Here is a 17,401-nt window from a genome sequence, read left to right on the forward strand (position 1 = left end):
TGCGGGGCCGCCGTCCGCGGGTTGGCCGGGGGCGTGCGGGGTAGGGCGCACCCATGCTGGGACGAGCCGCCCTCCGCGGTGCCCTGGCCGGGCTGGCCGGCACCGCGGCCATGACGCTCGGCGAGAAGCTCGAGCAGTCGGTCACGCACCGGCCGGACTCCTACGTGCCGGGACGCACCCTGACCGCCCTGACCACCCGGCGCCGGCTCCCCGGCTCGGCGCGTCCGCCGGTCCGCAACCACCTCATGCACTGGGGGACCGGCGCCCTCGTCGGCGCCCTGCGCGGGATCTGGTCGGCCAGCGGGCTGCGGGGCTGGCGTGCCTCCGCGTGGCACACCTCCGTGCGGTTGGCCACCGACCAGACCCTGGAGAACGCCACCGGCGTCGGTGCGCCACCGTGGACGTGGTCACGCCGCGACCAGGTCGTGGACATCGGCGGCAAGGCCCTGTACTCGTTCGTCACCGGTGCCGTCGCCGACCGGCTGGTCCCCCTCGCGCCCGACCGCCACCCCTCCGGGGCGGCCCCGTCCCGCCGGCGGTAGCCCGCGCCCGTCCCCGGGGGTGCCGCCCGCGAAGGCGCCGTGCCCCCGGGGCGGCGCCGCCCCGGTAGCCCCTCCTGCTGACAGATCCCCCGCCCGGGCGGGACGCCGGGGCCTGCTGTGGTCCCTGTGACGGATGAGTCGCGCCTCCTGCCCGGCAGCCCGCGCGCCAGCCACTACTCGTCGACACGTCCTCCCTACCGTGCGTACGGACGCGCTCGGAACACCGCCCACTTCCCGGGGCGGGGCGCGGCGAGAGGGGGCCGGCGATGCAGCGCAACCGGACGACGAGGCGACGCTGGGCCGGAGCCACCCTCGCCCTGGGCGCGGCGGCGGCGGTCGTGCTGGCCCCCGCGACGGCCGGTGCCACGCCGTCGGACGCCGCCGAGGCCGCCCGCCTCGTGGAGGAGACCGGCCAGCAGCTGACCGACCTCGACGAGCAGGTGCACCAGGCGCGTCTCCTCGTCGCCGAGCAGCAGCAGGTGGCCGCCGCCGCCGCCCGGACCGCCGACCAGGCGCACGCCGCGGTCGCCGAGTACGAGCCCCAGCTGCGGGCCTTCGCGCAGAGCGGCTGGACCAGCCACTCCCAGTCGCGGGTCGCCGCCTTCCTCACCGGCGCCTCCGCCGCCGACGTCGTCCAGCAGATGACGACGCTGGACCTCATCGCCAGCCACACCGAGGGGCTGCTCACGGAGGTCGCCGCGGCGCAGTCCGCGGCGCAGGAGGCACAGGCGCGAGCCGACGCCGCCGCCGCGCAGGCCACCGCGGCCCTCGCCGAGCTGGAGCGCCAGCAGGCCGACGTGCAGGCGCGTGTGGACGCCTACGAGGCCGACTTCGCCCGTCTCTCGGCGCAGGAGCAGGCCGCCGTCACCGCGCGGCTGGCCGGGCCGGCCCTCGCGCCGCCGTCCACCGCGTCGGTGGTGGCCGCCGCGCCCAGCGGGGCCGTGGGGGCGGTCATCCAGGCCGCGCTGGCGCAGGTGGGCAAGCCCTACGTGTGGGGCTCCTCGGGCCCGGACGGCTTCGACTGCTCCGGGCTGACCAGTTTCGCCTACCAGGCGGCGGGGGTGTCGCTGCCGCACTCCAGCCGTGCCCAGTCGCAGATGGGCCAGGAGGTCTCCCGGGCCGAGCTGCAGCCCGGCGACGTCGTCTACTTCTACTCGCCGGTCAGCCACGTGGGCATCTACATCGGCGACGGGAAGATGGTGCACGCGCGAACCTTCGGACAGCCGGTGGCGGTCACCAGCGTCGACCAGCGCGGCTACGCCGGAGCCCGCCGCTTCCTCTGACCGGCGGGCGGCCGGTCACGCCGTGTGCAGCGGGCCGACCCGCACACCTCCGGTCGCCGCCGCGAGCAGCCGCCGCCCATCGGGGTCCTCGGGCAGCCGGCCCTCGCCTCCCACGAACAGCTCCTCCAGGAAGCGCCGCACGAGCGTGCCGTCGACGGCTCCCGGACCGGAACGCAGGGACGGCGCCGAGTGCAGCACCAGCAGGAACAGGTGCGGCACGCGGGCACTGTCGGGCCGCAGGCGGGGCTGGAAGTACGGCAGGTCGAGGACCTCCGCTCCGCCGCGCGCGTAGAACCGCAGGCGGGCCTCCGGGTCGCCGTACCGGTTGCGGGGGTGGTGCGCGGGGTCCTCCACCTCGGCCAGCACCAGGCACGGGTCGTGCCGGGCAGTCCACCGGGCCAGCGCCGCGTCGAGGAGCTGCCTGCCCTGCCCCGTGGACCGGACGGCCGGCGCCGTGGCCAGGTAGGAGAGGAGCACCACCGAGGCCGCGGGGAAGAACTCCGCGACCGCGACCGACGTCGGCTCGTCCGCCCGCCGCAGGACGAGGACCTCGGCCGAGTCGCCGGCGACCGCGCGGCTGAGCTCCTCGGCCCCGAGCAGTTCATCGGGGGAGAACGTGGGGGCGAGGAGCCGGGCGTGGACGAGACGGAGCTCCGCCGGGTCGGTGACCGTCGTGATCACCGCGGACCCCGATCCCCCGCCCGGGGCGGTGGCTGACCCGCCGCGCTGCGGTCCCGGTCGTGCCGGGAGAACGGCGCGGTGACGCGGCTGGTCACCACGGCGATGGTGGCCGCGGTCAGGAGCGCGAGGGCGGCTAGCGCGGCGGCCAGCCATCCGCGCATGTCGTAGCCCGCCTGCAGGAGCGAGAAGATCCCCGAGACGCCGATCGCCGTCACAGCGGCCAGCAGGATGTCGAGTCTGCGACGCGCGCGCGCCTCGTCGAGGACACGTCGCGCATCGGCGAGCTCCTGGCGCCTGCGCACCGAGCTCTCGATCAACGTCCACGCACGATCGCCGACGACCTCCTCGACCGTCCCGACGAAGTCCGCCCGCGCCTGGTCGAAGCCGGCTGCGTCGAGCAGGTGGTCGATGATCTCGCGCATCACGGGGGACGTGACCAGGGACGGCGCGGTGATGAACTTCAGCCGCAGCCGGCTGGCCATCACGAACAGCTGCATCTCGTGCTGGGCGACCTCGAGGCTGCGCTGCTGGGCGTCCAGGTGGCCCTCGTCCCAGCCGCCGGCAGGAGGGTTCGCCAGCTCCTCCGACAGCCGTTCCATCTCGCCCTTGATGCGGTGGTAGAGGTCGGCGAGCTCCACCTGCCATCCGGCGAACAGGCCGTCCAGCGTGGCCACGAACTCGGCGGCCTCCTGGAGGGTGTCCACCATGTAGTTCGGCGCGGTCGGGCACGCGATCGTGGTCGTGTTGGCCGTCCGCAGCACCAGACCCTCCACGAGGCCGGGCGCGGCGATCCGGGTCGCCGCGGACGCCGGGTACCGGCTCCACTCGGCGATCGAGCTGATCCCGTGGCGCACCGGGTGCCCCAGCAGGGAGCCGCCGACCAGGCCGAGCAGGGCGTCCGGGTCCTCGACGAGCGGACCCGCGCCGGTTCCCGGGTCCCGGGCGACGGCCTCCTGCACCCGGACGATCACGTGGTACGTGCCGCCCCTGGCGCTCACCTGCACGTCCGGTGCGTCGGCATGCGCGGCGAACTGACTGCACAGGTCCGCCCCCACCTCGGTGGCGAGGTCGGCGAGCCGTCCCCACGTCGGCCCCTCGGCGGCCCCGGCCGGCGCGATCGGCAGACCCAGCTCCCGGAGGTCGGCGGACTCGGGTGCCGCCCGCAGCATGGCCGCGTAGAGGCCCTGCGGTCCGGTCCCCTCCAGTGGCGTCTCGATGCGGATGCAGTGGTTGCCGAGCCGGGTGAGCCGCACCTCGACCCGCAGCGCGTGCGGCTGGTCCCGGTCCGGGTCCGGCAGGAGCAACTCGGGCAGCAGGAGCGAGGCGCCGGCGTACTGCCGGAGGAGCGGGTCGTTGCCCCGCCAGATGTCGTTGAGCGGGAGCTCGCGGGCCACCGTCTCCACGGGGAGGCCTGCCAGCGTCCACCGGGTGCCGGTCCGCCGCAGGGCGTCCACTGCCTTCCCCGGGGTCAGCCCGCGCAGGCCGAACGGGTAGAGGTAGACCACCGACCCGCGCACGACGTGGACCTGCGGCCGGCCCCGGGCCGACCGCAGGGCCTCCAGTGAGGCGCGGTGGGCACGGAGCTCGCTGCGCTCGATCTCGTGGGGGTGCAGGTCCTCAGCGGCCGACAGCGCCCGGATCGCGCCGTCCAGGTCGTCCGCGCTGCCGCTGACGTGTCGATCGGCTGCGCCGGCTGCGCCGGCGACCGCCCGGTAGAAGGCCGACTCGCGGCGGGCGACCTCGCAGACGTGCGCGGCGATCGGGTCCGTCCCGGCGACGGACGACGCGATCGCGGTCGCCCCGTCGGCGGCGAGCCCCGCCAGACGCGTGAGCAGCGACAGCCCGCCCGAGGAGGCGGCGCCCTCGACGAGCAGTTCCTGGTCTAGGAGCCGCAGGAGCTCCCACGCGCCCTCGACCACGGCCTCCGGGACCCCCCTCGTGACCGCCCTCCACTCCGTGCACGCGGCGGTGATCACCGCCCGGACGGGCTCGTGGTCCCAGCAGATCTCCCACGCGGCTTCGCCCCGCTGCCGGAGGTAGAGCGCCAGCAGCGCACTCGCGACGGGGTCGGTCGCAGACCGGCGCACGGCCTCGCGGACACACTCGAGCGTCTGGTCCAGGGATGCGCCCACCCCGTCCGCGCTGTTCCACCGCGCCATGCCCCGCAGCCGGTCGAACCGGTCCGGGTCCATCCCCGTGCGGGCCAGGGAGGTGGTGAGCCAGTCCCCGAGAGGCTCCGGATCCCCCCGGTCGAGCGCATCCAGCAGGGTCTGCTCCACGCTGATCACCGGCAGTCCTCGTCCCTCGTCCAGGCGTGCGGCATGGTAAGTCACCGCACCCGTCGTCCTGGAGATCGACGGCCCCACGAGCCGGTGCCAGCATGGGGACCCGATCCGGGGCCGGACCGTGAGGGAGGGGTCATGGGCAAGGTCGTCCTGTTCAAGATCCACACGCGCGAGGACATCGACCAGGCCGCTTACGAGCAGGCCTTCGCGGAGATGCTGGAGAGGGTCGCCCAGATCCCCGGCTTCATCGAGATCAAGGGATACGCCGGCGAGGACGGCAGCGAACTCGCCGTTGCCCGGTTCGAGTCGGACGAGGCCATCGCGCAGTGGCGGGACCAGCCCGACCACGTCCGCACCCGGGAGCGTGGCCGGCGGGAGTTCTTCCAGTCCTACGACATCACGATCGCCACCGAGACGAGGCGGTACGCCTGGGACCGCGACGACGCGAGGCAGGCCCAGCCCGTCGACGCGGCAACCGGCCTGACGTCCGCCCCCTGACCCCCGGGACGGCCCCCTCAGTGCAGGCGGCGGCCCTCGGCCAGCATCTGCACCAGTGCCGCGACGCGCTTGGCCCGGGTGGCCGGCGTGGCGGCGGTGAGGACCCGGTGGAGGACGGCGTACCGGTTGGCGCCGTCCAGGGCCGCGAACGCCTCCCGGGCCGCCGGCTGCGCGGCCAGCGCCGCGGCGAGGTCCTCGGGCACCGTCGCGGTGGCCGGGCCGGCGTAGGCGCGCTCCCAGCGGCCGTCGGCCTTCGCCGCCTCGACCGCGGCCAGCCCCGCCGGCCGCATCCGGCCCGCGGCGGTCAGCGCCTCGACCGCCGCGACGTTCTTCTGGGACCAGATGCTGCGCGGACGGCGCGGGGTGATCCGCTGCAGGTAGGAGACGTCGTCCACCCGGTTGGACCGACCGTCGATCCAGCCGAAGCAGAGCACCGACTCGACCAGCTCGGCGTAGGTCACCGACGGCACCCCGGAGCCCTTCTTCGCGATCTGCACGTAGAGCCCGGGCGCGGTGGCGTGCTCGGCCGCCAGCCACTCCTCCAGCGCCGCCTGGTCCGGGAACGCCCGCACCGGCAGGTCGGTCGGCAGCGTCACGTAGGCGATCCTCCGGCCGGCCGGGCCACCCGTCCAGAGCGCTGGGCACCGGCCCGCGGTTTGACCGGTCCCCGGCGCGGCTACCGGCGGCGGGACGCCGGGCGCTGCCGCGCGCCCGGGGGAGAGCGACACGAGGAGGGCCGGGATGGGCGAGCGGGGACCCGGCCCGGCGGTGCTGTGGCTGGTCCGGCACGGCGAGAGCATGGGCAACGTCGCCGACGCGCACGCCCAGGCCACCGGGGCCGCCCGCCTGCAGCTCGACATCCGCGACCCCGACGTGCCGCTGTCCGACACCGGCCGGCAGCAGGCCGAGGCCCTGGGCCGGCACCTGGCCGCCCTGCCGGCCGACCAGCGGCCGACCGCGGTGCTCTGCTCACCCTTCGCCCGGGCCCTGACCACGGCGCGGCTGGCGACCGCACCCCTGGGCGTCCGGGTGCGGACCGACGAGCGGCTCCGGGAGCGGGACTTCGGCGCCTTCGACGGCATGACCGGCGCCGGCATCCGCGAGCACCACCCGGAGGAGGCCGAACGGCGGGAGCTGCTGGGGAAGTTCTACTACCGCCCTCCGGGCGGCGAGAGCTGGGCCGACGTCGCGCTGCGGCTGCGCAGCCTGCTGGCCACCGAGGCGCTGCGGCACGACTGCGAGCGGCTGCTCGTCGTCGCGCACCAAGCCGTGATTATGGTCTTCCGCTACGTGCTCGAGGAACTCACCGAGCAGGAACTGCTGGCCGTCGACCGGGACCAGCAGGTGGCCAACGCCTCGCTGACCCGCTACGAGGCCGACGCCGACGGCTGCCTGCGGCTGGCGGCGTTCAACGAGGTCGACCACCTCATCGCCGAGGCCGAGCCGGTCACCGAGGAGCCCGATGCCGCACCGCGGACCTGAACCCACGATCGTCACCGCCGAGGCGCTGCGCCGCTGGCCGCTGCCCGAACCCACCGGCGACAAGAACGCCCGCGGCTCGGTCCTCGTCGTCGGCGGCAGCGCCGAGACACTCGGCGCGGTCCTGCTCGCCGCCCAGGCGGCTCTACGGGCGGGCGCCGGCAAGCTGCAGGTCGCGACCGTGGCGTCGATGGCCCCCTTCGCCGCGACGGCGCTGCCGGAGGCGCGGGTCCGTGCGCTGCCCGAGACCAGCGGCGGCGCCGTGCGCGCCGACGCGGCCGACGCGGTGCGCGGCCTCGCGGAGGCCGCCGACGCGGTCCTGATCGGGCCGGGCATGGCCGACGAGGAGGAGACCCGGGCCCTGGGCCGGCGGCTGCTGCCCGTCGTGCAGGGGTGCCTGGCCCTCGACGCCCTGGGCCTGGCCTGCGTGACCGCCGACGCGACGTGCCTGCGCCACCTCGAGGGCCGGGTGGTGCTCACGCCGAACCCGGCGGAGATGTCCTACGCGCTGCACGTCGACGAGGAGCAGGTGGACGACGACCCGGCCGCCGCGGCGACGGAGCTCGCCGACCGGACCTGGGGCGTCGTCGGGCTGGGCGGGGCGACCGCCTGGACCGCCGCTCCGGACGGCCGGCTCTGGCAGGACGACAGCGGTCTCCCCGGGCTCGGGGTGTCCGGGTCCGGCGACGTGCGGGCCGGCCTCACCGTCGGGCTGCTGGCGCGTGGGGCGCCCCCGGAGCAGGCCGCCGTCTGGGCCTCCTACGTGCACGGGCGGGCCGGCGAGCGGCTGGCGTCGTCCGTGGGCCGGCTCGGCTTCCTGGCGCGGGAGCTGCCGCCGGAGGTGCCACGGGTGCTGGGCGAGCTCACGCCGTGACCGTGCCCACGGCGCAGGGGCATCCGGCTGCCCCGGCGTCGGGCACGTCCACCCCGGAGCCGTAGCGTCTGCCGGGCGGACCCGACTGGAGGAGGACCAGGGTGAGCGGCGAGGTTCCTGCAAGGGTGCAGGGCATCTACGACGAGGTGCTGCGGCGCAACCGGGGCGAGACGGAGTTCCACCAGGCGGTCCGGGAGGTGCTGGAGAGCCTGGCCGTGGTGCTCGACCGGCACCGCGAGTACGCCGAGATGAAGACCGTCGAGCGGATCTGCGAGCCGGAGCGGCAGATCATCTTCCGCGTCCCGTGGCAGGACGACCGCGGACAGGTGCAGATCAACCGCGGCTTCCGCGTCGAGTTCAGCTCCGCGCTGGGCCCGTACAAGGGCGGCCTGCGCTTCCACCCGTCGGTGAACCTGGGCATCGTCAAGTTCCTGGGCTTCGAGCAGATCTTCAAGAACGCGCTGACCGGCATGCCGATCGGCGGCGGCAAGGGCGGCTCCGACTTCGACCCCAAGGGCCGCTCGGACGGCGAGGTCATGCGGTTCTGCCAGTCGTTCATGACCGAGCTCTACCGGCACCTGGGCGAGTACACCGACGTGCCGGCCGGTGACATCGGCGTCGGCGCCCGCGAGATCGGCTACCTGTTCGGCCAGTACAAGCGGATCACCAACCGCTACGAGTCCGGCGTCCTCACCGGCAAGGGGCTGGGCTGGGGCGGCGCGCTGGTCCGCACCGAGGCCACCGGGTACGGCGCGGTCTTCTTCGCCGACGAGATGCTGGAGGTGCGCGGCGAGGCCTTCGACGGCAAGCGGGTCGTGGTGTCGGGGTCGGGCAACGTCGCCGTCTACGCCGTCGAGAAGGTGCACCAGCTCGGCGGCCGCGCGGTCGCCTGCTCGGACTCCACCGGCTACGTCGTCGACGAGAACGGCATCGACCTGGAGGTGCTCAAGCAGGTCAAGGAGGTCGAGCGCGGGCGGATCAGCGACTACGCCGACCGGGTCCCGTCGGCGTCCTTCGTCGAGAGTGGCAGCGTCTGGGACGTGCCCTGCGACATCGCCCTCCCCAGCGCCACGCAGAACGAGCTGGACGGCGACGCGGCGAAGGTCCTCGCCCGCAACGGGTGCCGCTACGTCGTCGAGGGCGCCAACATGCCCTCGACGCCCGACGCGGTGCGGATCTTCCGGGAGGCGGGCATCGCCTTCGCCCCGGGCAAGGCCGCCAACGCCGGGGGCGTGGCCACCTCCGCGCTGGAGATGCAGCAGAACGCCTCCCGGGACCGCTGGACCTTCGAGCACACCGAGGCCCGGCTGGAGGAGATCATGCGGGACATCCACACCCGCTGCCACGCCACGGCCGAGGAGTACGGCTCACCCGGTGACCTCGTCCTCGGCGCCAACGTCGCGGGCTTCCTGCAGGTGGCCGAGGCGGTGCACGCGCACGGGCTGGTCTGAGCGGATCGGCCCCGGCGCCCTCCTCGCGGAGGGGCGGGCGCCGGAGCGGCCGTCCGCCTAGAGCTCCGACCGCAGCACCCGGGCCGCCTCGGCCAGCGAGCGCATCTTGCCCTCGGCCGAGGCGCGGGGCAGGTACTTCAGGCCGCAGTCGCTGGTGAGCACCAGCTTCTCGACGTCGACGTCGTCCAGCGCGCGGCGCACGCGGTCGGCGACCACCTCGGGCGTCTCCACCTCCGGGGTCGACAGGTCCAGGACGCCGAGGGCGATGCCCTTGCCCCGCAGCGGCCGCAACTGCGCGGGGTCCAGGTGGGACTGGGCGGTCTCGACCGACACCGTGTGGACCGGGGTGTCGGCCAGCTCGGGCAGGAACGAGTAGCCCTCCGGTCGCTCGGACACCATCGCGGCGTAGCCGAAGCACAGGTGCAGGTGCACCGGCCCCGCGGCGCCCTCGACGGCCCGGGTGACCGCCTCCGCGCCGTACCGGCGCGCGACCTCGGGGCGGGCCTGCAGCCACGGCTCGTCGATCTGCACGATGTCGGCGCCGGCGGCGAAGAGGTCCGCGATCTCCTCACGGACCACCTCGGCGTAGGCCAGCGCCAGCGCGCGGTCGTCGCCGTAGTGGTCGTCCTGGGCCTGCTGGGCCATCGTGAACGGCCCCGGCAGCGTGATCTTCACGGCCCGGTCGGTGGCCGCGCGCAGGAACCGCACGTCCCGGGCCTGGATCGGCTCGCGCCGCGTGATGTCACCGACCACGCGGGGGACGGGGATCGGCCGCCCCGACCGGTTGAGCACCGTGCCCGGGTCGTCGACGTCCACGCCGTGCAGTGCGGTGGCGAAGTGGTTGGAGTAGGACTCCCGCCGCTGCTCGCCGTCGGTGAGGACGTCGAGCCCGGCGAGCTCCTGCGCGCGGACGGCGAGCAGCGTCGCGTCGTCCTGCGCCTCCTCGAGCTGGTCGGGGGCGACCCGCCACAACTCCTTGGCCCGCACCCGGGGCGGGAACTGGTGGGCCAGCTTGTCGTGGTCGATCAGCCAGCCGGGCTGCGGGAGGCTGCCGACGATCGAGGTGGGCAGCGGCGGGAGCGGTGCGGGCATGCGCTGGAGTCTGCCGTGCGTCCGGACGGTGCGCGCACGGCCCCGCTGTGCTGTGCTGACCCCCGTGGCGGAGAACTACATCGCGCAGCTGGACTTCGGCGCCCCCAAGATCGACGAGGACGCCTTCGTCGCGCCGACGGCGGTCGTCGTCGGCGCCGTGACGATGGGGCCGCGGTCGAGCATCTGGTACGGCGCGGTCGCCCGGGCCGACCACGAGGTCATCGAGATCGGCGAGGGCACCAACGTGCAGGACGGCTGCACGCTGCACTCCGACCCGGGCTCCCCGCTGGTCATCGGCCGCGGGGTCACCGTGGGGCACAACGTGGTGCTGCACGGCGCCCGGGTGGACGACGACGTGCTGGTCGGCATGGGCAGCGTGGTGATGAACGGGGCGCACATCGGGTCGGGCTCCATCGTCGCCGCGGGTGCGGTCGTCACCCAGGGCACCGAGGTCCCGCCGGGCTCCCTGGTCGGTGGCGTCCCCGCCAAGGTGCTGCGGCGGACGACCGACGACGACCTCGCGCACATCCGGGGGAACGCGGCCAGCTACACCGAGCGGCTGCCCGCGGCGCGCCGGGTCCGGCCGGTGGTCCGCCAGCCGCTGCCACCCGCGGGGCAGGTGCCCGGCGACGACATGGGGTGAGCGAGCCCGACGACGCGTCAGGTCCCGAGCAGCTCCCGGACCAGTGCGCCGACGGCGTCGATCTCGATGAGGAACCCGTCGTGCCCGTACGGCGACGGGACGACCCGTAGGGGAACGCGTAGACCGTCGGCCACCTGCTGCTGCAGGGCGAGCGGGTAGAGCCGGTCGGAGTCGATCCCGGCGACGACCGCCCGCGCCGTCACCCGGGACAGCGCCGCGTCCACCCCACCGCGGCCGCGGCCGACGTCCCACCAGTTCATGCTCTCGGTGAGGGCCACGTAGCTGCCGGCGTCGAACCGGCCGACCAGCTTGTCCGCGTGGTGGTCGAGGTAGGAGGCGACGGCGTAGCGGCCGTCGGCCTGGACGACGGTGCCGAAGCGCTCGCCGAGCTCCAGCGCGCTGCGGTAGGTCAGGTGCGCGATCCGCCGGGCGACGCCGAGGCCGGCGACCGGGCCCGGTCCGGGCAGGTAGTCGCCGCCGGCCCAGGCGGGGTCGGCGCGGACCGCGGCCTGCTGGGTCGTCTGGGTGCCGACCTGGTCGGCGGTCGCGGCCGCCCCGGAGGCCAGGAACAGCAGCGCCGCCACCCGCTCGGGGAAGGCGACCGCCCACTCCAGCACCCGCATGCCGCCCATCGAGCCGCCGAGCACCGCCGCCCACCGGCCGATGCCCAGCGCGTCGGCGAGCGCCGCCTCCACCCGGACCTGGTCGTGCACGGTGACCGCTGGGAAACGGGAGCCGTACGGAACGCCGTCCGGAGCTGCCGAGGACGGCCCCGTCGTCCCCTGGCAGCCGCCGAGGACGTTGGCGCACACGACGAACAGCCGGTCGGTGTCCAGCGGGGCGCCGGGGCCGACCAGCCCCTCCCACCAGCCCGGCGTGGGGTGCCCCGGCCCGGCCGGCCCGGCGACGTGGCTGTCGCCGGTGAGCGCGTGCTCTACGAGGACGGCGTTGCCGCCGTCCGGGGCGAGGACGCCCCAGGTCTCGTAGGCGACCCGGACGGCGGGCAGCGAGCCGCCGCGCTCCAGGTCGAACGGCCCGGGCAGGTCGAGGAAGCGGCGGTCGCCCGCCGGGTCGCCCTCGCGCCAACCGCCGGGCCGCGGCGGAGCCCAGGGGGCAGCGACCTGCCCGACCCGGACCCCGCCGCCCACCATCAGGATGCCCCTGTCACTCAGCCGACTTCGCGGCGCGGAAGCCCGCCTCGAGGTCGGCCAGGATGTCGTCGATGCCCTCCAGCCCGACGGCCAGCCGCACCAGGCCCGGGGTGACGCCGGTGGTCAGCTGCTCCTCGGCGGTCAGCTGGGAGTGCGTCGTCGACGCCGGGTGGATGACCAGGCTGCGGACGTCCCCGATGTTGGCCACGTGGCTGTGCAGCTCCAGGGCGTCGACGAACCGCTTGCCGGCCTCGACGCCGCCGTGCAGCTCGAAGGTGAGGACGGCGCCGGCGCCGCGGGGCGCGTACTTCTGCTGCGCCGCGTGCCACGGGGAGGACGCCAGGCCCGGGTAGTTGACCCGGTCGACCGCGTCGTGGGCCTCGAGGAACTCCGCGACCCGCTGGGCGTTGGCCACGTGCCGCTCCATGCGCAGCGACAGCGTCTCGATGCCCTGGACGACGAGGAAGGCGTTGAACGGCGAGATCGCCGGGCCGAGGTCGCGCAGCAGCTGCACGCGGGCCTTGAGCGCGTACGCCGGCGCACCGAGGTCGGCGTAGACCACACCGTGGTAGGTCGGGTCGGGCTCGGTGAAGCCGGGGAACTTGCCACCGGTCCAGCTGAAGTTGCCCGAGTCGACGATGAGGCCGGCGATCGCGGTGCCGTGCCCGCCGAGGTACTTCGTCGCCGAGTGCACGACGACGTCGGCGCCGAACTCGATCGGCCGGATGAGGTACGGCGTGGCGATCGTGTTGTCGACGATCAGCGGGACGCCGTTGCGGTGCGCCACCTCCGACACCGCGCTGATGTCGAGGACGTCGCCCTTGGGGTTGCCGATGCTCTCGGCGTAGAAGGCCTTGGTGTTCTCCTGCACCAGCGACTGCCAGTTCTGCGGGTCGTCGGGGTCCTCGACGAAGGAGACGCTGACGCCCAGCTTGGGCAGGGAGTGGTGCAGCAGGTTGTAGGTGCCGCCGTAGAGCGAGGCCGAGGCGACGACGTGGCTGCCCGCCTCGGCGATGTTGAGGATCGCGAGGGTCTCCGCCGCCTGGCCGCTGGACACGGCGAGCGCCGCGACGCCGCCCTCCAGCGAGGCCACGCGCTGCTCGAGCGCGTCCTGCGTCGGGTTCATGATCCGCGTGTAGATGTTGCCCATCTCGGCCAGCGCGAACAGGTCGGCGGCGTGCTGGGCGTCACGGAACTGGTAGCTCGTCGTGGCGTAGATCGGCAGCGCGCGGGCCCCGGTCGTGGGGTCGGGGCTGGTGCCGGCGTGGATCTGCCGGGTCTCGAAGCTCCAGCTCTGCGGGTCGGTCATGCGCCGGTCTCCTCTCGTCGGGAGACCCCGCGGCGCACGGGGACCTCCGTCCTTGCCGGGCGGCGGGCGCCGACCGGCCGGCTCTTCCCCTGGAGCACCTCGGACGGAGTCGAGGTTGCCGGGCAGCCAGCCAGGTGCTTCGCACTGCCTCTCGTGAGCCAGCCGCGATCTTAGGCAGCCGGCCGTCGCACGGGGAAGCCCGCCCCCGGGGGGACGCCCGTGGCGGTGCGGGAGGCTGCCCGGGTGCGTGCACTGGTGTTCGAGCAGTTCGGTGGCCCGTTGAGCGTGCGGGAGGTGCCCACGCCCGATCCCGCGCCCGGCGGCGTCGTCGTCCGGGTCGGCGCGAGCGGCATCTGCCGCAGCGACTGGCACGCCTGGCAGGGTCACGACCCGGACGTCGTCCTGCCGCACGTGCCCGGCCACGAGCTGGCCGGCACGGTGGCCGCCGTCGGAGCCGGCGTGCGCCGGTGGCGGGCCGGCGACCGGGTGACCGTCCCCTTCGTCAACGCCTGCGGCCGGTGCGCGCAGTGCGCCGCCGGGGACCACCAGGTCTGCCCGCACCAGACGCAGCCCGGCTTCACCCACTGGGGCTCACTCGCGGAGTTCGTCGCCCTCGACGCCGCCGACGTCAACCTCGTCGCCCTGCCCGACGGCCTCGACGAGGGGACCGCGGCGGCGCTGGGCTGCCGGTACGCCACGGCCTTCCGGGCGGTCGTCCAGGTGGGCGGCGTCCGGGCCGGCGAGTGGGTCGCCGTGCACGGTTGCGGCGGTGTCGGGCTCTCGGCGGTGCAGGTGGCCGTGGCGGCGGGTGCGCGGGTGGTCGCGGTCGACGTCTCCCCGGCGGCGCTGGACCTCGCCGGCGACCTCGGCGCCGAGTACGTCGTCGAGGGGGGCGCGGACGTGCCGGCGGCCGTGGTGGAGCTGACCGCAGGAGGGGCGCACGTCTCGCTGGACGCGCTCGGGGCGGCGGTCACCTGCGAGGACTCCGTGCGGTGCCTGCGCCCGCGCGGCCGGCACGTGCAGGTCGGGCTGCTGCCGCCGGCGCAGGGCCGGCCGTCGGTGCCGATGGAGCTGGTCATCGCGCGCGAACTGCAGGTGCTGGGCAGCCACGGCATGGCCGCGCACGCCTACCCCGAGCTGATCGGCCTCATCGCGGCCGGGCGGCTGGCCCCGCAGCGTCTGGTCACCCGCCACCTGCCCCTGGACGACGCCGCCGCGGCGCTGGCCGCGGTCGGCTCGGCGCCCGGCATCGCCGTCGTCACCTCCTGGTGAGGGCGGGGACGGCCGCCGCCCCCGGGTGCCGGTTCCTCAGAGGACCTTGGAGAGGAACGCCTGGGTGCGGGGGTGCTGGGCGTCGGTGAGCACGTCGCGGGGGTTGCCGGACTCCACCACGACGCCGTCGTCCATGAACACCAGGGAGTCGCCCACCTCGCGGGCGAAGCCGATCTCGTGGGTGACGACGACCATCGTCATGCCGGAGTCGGCCAGCCCCCGCATCACGTCCAGGACCTCCCCGACCAGCTCGGGGTCGAGGGCGGAGGTCGGCTCGTCGAAGAGCATGAGGCTGGGCTCCATCGCCAGGGCCCGGGCGATCGCGACGCGTTGCTGCTGGCCGCCGGAGAGCTGGTTCGGGTAGTTGTCCACCCGGTCCCCGAGCCCCACCCGCTCCAGCAGCTCCACCGCCCGGGCCCGGGCCTCCTCCTTGCGGACGCCCTTCACCTGCACCGGCGCCTCCATGACGTTCTGCAGCGCGGTCATGTGGGGGAACAGGTTGAACCGCTGGAACACCATGCCGATCTCGCGCCGCTGCGCGGCCACCTGCCGGTCGTGGAGCTCGTGCAGCTTGCCGCCGTGCTCGCGGTAGCCGACGAGGTGGCCGTTCACCCACAGCCGGCCGGAGTCGATCTTCTCCAGGTGGTTGACGCAGCGCAGGAAGGTCGACTTCCCCGACCCGGACGGGCCGATCACGCACACCACCTCGCCGGGCGCGACCTCCAGGTCGATGCCCTTGAGCACCTCCACGTGGCCGAAGGACTTGCGCACACCCTCGGCCCGCACCATGGGCTGCGCCGCGACGCTCACTTCGTGCCCCCGATCCCCCGCGCCCTGCGCGCGGCCCGCTGTGCCCGTGTCTCCCGCGTGCCGAACCCGCGGCTGAACCGCCGCTCCAGGAAGTGCTGGCCGATCATCAGCAGGCTGGCCAGCGCCACGTACCAGAGGATCGAGGCCACGGCCATCGGGATGATCTGGAAGGTGCGGCTGCCGATGGCCCGCAGCTGGAAGTTGAGCTCCGTGGTCACCGGGACGGCGATCAGCAGCGAGGTGTCCTTGAGCATCGCGATCGTCTCGTTGCCCGTGGGCGGGATGATGACCCGCATCGCCTGGGGCAGGACGATCCGGCGCATGGTCTTGCCCCGGCTCATGCCCAGGGCGTGGGCGGCCTCCGCCTGGCCGGGGTCCACCGACTGGATGCCGGCCCGCACGATCTCGGCCATGTAGGCCGCCTCGGACAGCGCCAGACCCAGCAGCCCCGCGAAGAAGCCGGTGAAGATCTGGTTGCCGTTCAAGCCGAACAGGCGCAGGTCCGCGTCGAACCCGAACAGGTCCATGAGCTGGCGGTCGAACGGGAAACCGAACTCGTAGGTGGCGTAGAGGGCGCCGAGGTTGGCGACGAAGAACAGCAGGACGATCCGGGGGATCGCGCGGAAGAACCAGATGTAGGCCCAGGCGGTGCCGGAGACGACCGGGTTGGGCGAGAGCCGCATGACGGCCAGGACGATGCCGAGGACCACCCCGAGCACCATGGCCAGGACGGTCATGACCAACGTCGTCCGCGCCCCGCGGAGGACCGGGGGCGAGAACATGTTGTCGACCATGAAGTCCCACTGGAACACCGGGTTGGTGGCCAGCATGTGGACGAACATCGCCGCCAGCACGGCGATGACGGCGGTGGCGACCCACCGCCCCGGGTGCCGGACCGGCACCGCCTCGATGCGCTCGGGCGGTGCCGGCCGGGTGGTGTCGGGGGCCTCGGCGGCCATGGCGGAGGGCTCCGGTCAGCCGACGGTGGGGTTCACCGTCGGGTCGTCGATGGCGCCGTTCTCCACGCCCCACCGCTCGAGCACCTCGGTGTAGGTGCCGTCCTCGATGAGCGCGCGGACGGCGTCGGCGAGCGCCTGGGCGAACTCGGTCTGGTCCAGCGGCACGACGTAGCCGTAGGGCGCCGCCTCGTAGATGTTGCCCAGCAGCTCCAGCTGGCCGCCCGTCTGCTGGACGGCGTACGCCATGACCGGGGAGTCGGCCAGGCCGGCGACGGCCGCGCCCGAGACGATCGCCGCGGTGGCGTCGCTCTGCAGGTCGTACTGGTTGATCGTGATCGGCTCCTCACCGGCGGCCTCGCAGGCCTGCGAGCGGGCGGTGATGTCGTCGACCTGGACGGTGGCCCGCTGCACGGCGATGGTCAGCCCGCAGGCGTTGTCGGGGTCCACGCCGTCGGGGTTGCCCGCCTTCGTGGCCCACTGGGTGCCGGCGGAGTAGTAGCTGACCATGGTGGCCTGCTGCAGTCGCTCGGGGTTGATCGTGAACGAGGAGACACCCGTCTCGTACCGGCCCGAGCCCACGCCGGCGATGATCGAGCCGAAGTCGGCGGTCTCGAACCGGGCCTCCAGCCCGAGCTTCTGCGCCACCAGGCTGAACAGGTCGACGTCGAAGCCGACGATCGTCTCGCCGTCCTCGGCGATGAACTCGTTCGGGGCGTAGCTGCTGTCGGTGCCGACGGTGATCACGCCGTCCTCGGCGACCTCCGCGGGGACCATCGCCGCGAGCGCCTCGTCGGCCTCGACCGTCGGCAACGGCTCGGTGCTCGCCGCCGCGCCACCTCCACCGCTGCCCGCGTCGGTGCCGCCGGAGTCGTCCCCGCAGCCGGCGAGCACGAGGGTCAGGCCGGCGGCGGCCGCGACGGCGACCCGTCCACGCCGGGTCAGGGATCGGATGGCCACGGGTTGTCTCCCTCCACAGGCGCCTCGTCCGCCGAGGCGCGGGGTGCTGATCCTGCCCTGTGGACCACGGCCCCGGCGCGGCGAGGTGCCTGGGTGACCGCCGTGCGTGGCGGCC

The 17,401-nt window shown here is 74.5% G+C and carries 17 protein-coding genes and 1 riboswitch; of the genes, 8 read left to right on the forward strand and 9 right to left on the reverse strand.

What is annotated here, in order from left to right; all coding sequences use genetic code 11:
- Positions 1-53: 53 nt before the first annotated feature.
- Together ACI78V_RS03960 and ACI78V_RS03965 are read left to right on the forward strand one after the other, a co-directional pair.
- Positions 54-542 (forward strand): hypothetical protein, encoded by a 489-nt coding sequence (locus tag ACI78V_RS03960; RefSeq protein ID WP_456849139.1) that lies wholly within the window; start codon positions 54-56, stop codon positions 540-542.
- Positions 543-808: 266 nt separating this feature from the next.
- Positions 809-1,825, forward strand: a complete 1,017-nt coding sequence (locus ACI78V_RS03965) for a C40 family peptidase (protein ID WP_456849141.1) — start codon at positions 809-811, stop codon at positions 1,823-1,825.
- 15 nt (positions 1,826-1,840) lie between these two features.
- Here ACI78V_RS03965 and ACI78V_RS03970 read toward each other — a convergent pair whose 3' ends face one another.
- Positions 1,841-2,506 (reverse strand): hypothetical protein, encoded by a 666-nt coding sequence (locus ACI78V_RS03970; RefSeq protein WP_456849143.1) that lies wholly within the window; start codon positions 2,504-2,506, stop codon positions 1,841-1,843.
- Positions 2,503-4,794: a hypothetical protein gene (locus ACI78V_RS03975; protein WP_456849145.1), complete on the reverse strand. Its 2,292-nt coding sequence runs from the start codon at positions 4,792-4,794 to the stop codon at positions 2,503-2,505. The genes ACI78V_RS03970 and ACI78V_RS03975 overlap by 4 nt, the downstream gene beginning before the upstream one ends.
- Before the next feature lie 132 nt (positions 4,795-4,926).
- On the opposite strand from ACI78V_RS03975, the gene ACI78V_RS03980 reads away from it, so the two are divergent.
- On the forward strand, positions 4,927-5,289 hold the full coding sequence (locus tag ACI78V_RS03980; protein WP_456849147.1) for an antibiotic biosynthesis monooxygenase family protein: 363 nt from the start codon (positions 4,927-4,929) through the stop codon (positions 5,287-5,289).
- 17 nt (positions 5,290-5,306) lie between these two features.
- Here the strand turns inward: ACI78V_RS03980 and ACI78V_RS03985 are convergent, their stop codons facing one another.
- Positions 5,307-5,885 (reverse strand): YdeI/OmpD-associated family protein, encoded by a 579-nt coding sequence (locus tag ACI78V_RS03985; protein WP_456849148.1) that lies wholly within the window; start codon positions 5,883-5,885, stop codon positions 5,307-5,309.
- A gap of 145 nt (positions 5,886-6,030) precedes the next feature.
- Here ACI78V_RS03985 and ACI78V_RS03990 point away from each other — a divergent pair, with 145 nt between their 5' ends.
- From ACI78V_RS03990 to gdhA, 3 genes are all read left to right on the forward strand, one after another.
- The gene (locus ACI78V_RS03990) at positions 6,031-6,771 is read left to right on the forward strand and encodes a histidine phosphatase family protein (protein ID WP_456849150.1); all 741 of its coding nucleotides are present in this window, start codon (positions 6,031-6,033) and stop codon (positions 6,769-6,771) included.
- Positions 6,752-7,642 (forward strand): NAD(P)H-hydrate dehydratase, encoded by an 891-nt coding sequence (locus ACI78V_RS03995; protein ID WP_456849152.1) that lies wholly within the window; start codon positions 6,752-6,754, stop codon positions 7,640-7,642. Before ACI78V_RS03990 ends, ACI78V_RS03995 begins: the two co-directional genes overlap by 20 nt.
- Positions 7,643-7,743: 101 nt before the next feature.
- Positions 7,744-9,093 carry an NADP-specific glutamate dehydrogenase gene (gene gdhA, locus ACI78V_RS04000; RefSeq protein ID WP_456849153.1) on the forward strand — a complete coding sequence of 450 codons (1,350 nt, stop codon included), beginning with the start codon at positions 7,744-7,746 and terminating at the stop codon, positions 9,091-9,093.
- A gap of 57 nt (positions 9,094-9,150) precedes the next feature.
- Here gdhA and ACI78V_RS04005 read toward each other — a convergent pair whose 3' ends face one another.
- Entirely contained in the window at positions 9,151-10,185 is a 1,035-nt protein-coding gene (locus ACI78V_RS04005) for a uroporphyrinogen decarboxylase family protein (protein WP_456849155.1), read from the reverse strand.
- 64 nt (positions 10,186-10,249) lie between these two features.
- On the opposite strand from ACI78V_RS04005, the gene ACI78V_RS04010 reads away from it, so the two are divergent.
- Positions 10,250-10,828 (forward strand): gamma carbonic anhydrase family protein, encoded by a 579-nt coding sequence (locus tag ACI78V_RS04010; protein WP_456849157.1) that lies wholly within the window; start codon positions 10,250-10,252, stop codon positions 10,826-10,828.
- 17 nt (positions 10,829-10,845) lie between these two features.
- Here the strand turns inward: ACI78V_RS04010 and metX are convergent, their stop codons facing one another.
- Together metX and ACI78V_RS04020 are read right to left on the reverse strand one after the other, a co-directional pair.
- Complete coding sequence (metX, locus tag ACI78V_RS04015) at positions 10,846-11,979, reverse strand: homoserine O-acetyltransferase MetX (RefSeq protein ID WP_456849159.1); 1,134 nt, start codon at positions 11,977-11,979, stop codon at positions 10,846-10,848.
- A 13-nt stretch (positions 11,980-11,992) separates the two neighbouring features.
- Complete coding sequence (locus ACI78V_RS04020; protein WP_456849161.1) at positions 11,993-13,288, reverse strand: bifunctional o-acetylhomoserine/o-acetylserine sulfhydrylase; 1,296 nt, start codon at positions 13,286-13,288, stop codon at positions 11,993-11,995.
- Positions 13,289-13,331: 43 nt separating this feature from the next.
- A riboswitch (SAM riboswitch) is annotated at positions 13,332-13,447 on the reverse strand.
- 84 nt (positions 13,448-13,531) lie between these two features.
- Here ACI78V_RS04020 and ACI78V_RS04025 point away from each other — a divergent pair.
- Positions 13,532-14,560: a zinc-binding dehydrogenase gene (locus ACI78V_RS04025; protein ID WP_456849163.1), complete on the forward strand. Its 1,029-nt coding sequence runs from the start codon at positions 13,532-13,534 to the stop codon at positions 14,558-14,560.
- A 36-nt stretch (positions 14,561-14,596) separates the two neighbouring features.
- Here ACI78V_RS04025 and ACI78V_RS04030 read toward each other — a convergent pair whose 3' ends face one another.
- The 3 genes from ACI78V_RS04030 to ACI78V_RS04040 are packed head-to-tail and all read right to left on the reverse strand — an operon-like array spanning position 14,597 to position 17,286.
- Positions 14,597-15,370 carry an amino acid ABC transporter ATP-binding protein gene (locus ACI78V_RS04030; protein WP_456849164.1) on the reverse strand — a complete coding sequence of 258 codons (774 nt, stop codon included), beginning with the start codon at positions 15,368-15,370 and terminating at the stop codon, positions 14,597-14,599.
- Complete coding sequence (locus ACI78V_RS04035; RefSeq protein WP_456849166.1) at positions 15,367-16,329, reverse strand: amino acid ABC transporter permease; 963 nt, start codon at positions 16,327-16,329, stop codon at positions 15,367-15,369. Before ACI78V_RS04035 ends, ACI78V_RS04030 begins: the two co-directional genes overlap by 4 nt.
- A gap of 15 nt (positions 16,330-16,344) precedes the next feature.
- The gene (locus ACI78V_RS04040; RefSeq protein ID WP_456849168.1) at positions 16,345-17,286 is read right to left on the reverse strand and encodes an ABC transporter substrate-binding protein; all 942 of its coding nucleotides are present in this window, start codon (positions 17,284-17,286) and stop codon (positions 16,345-16,347) included.
- Between the last annotated feature and the right edge of the window lie 115 nt (positions 17,287-17,401).

It is taken from the genome of Geodermatophilus sp. SYSU D00742 (genome assembly GCF_054049935.1).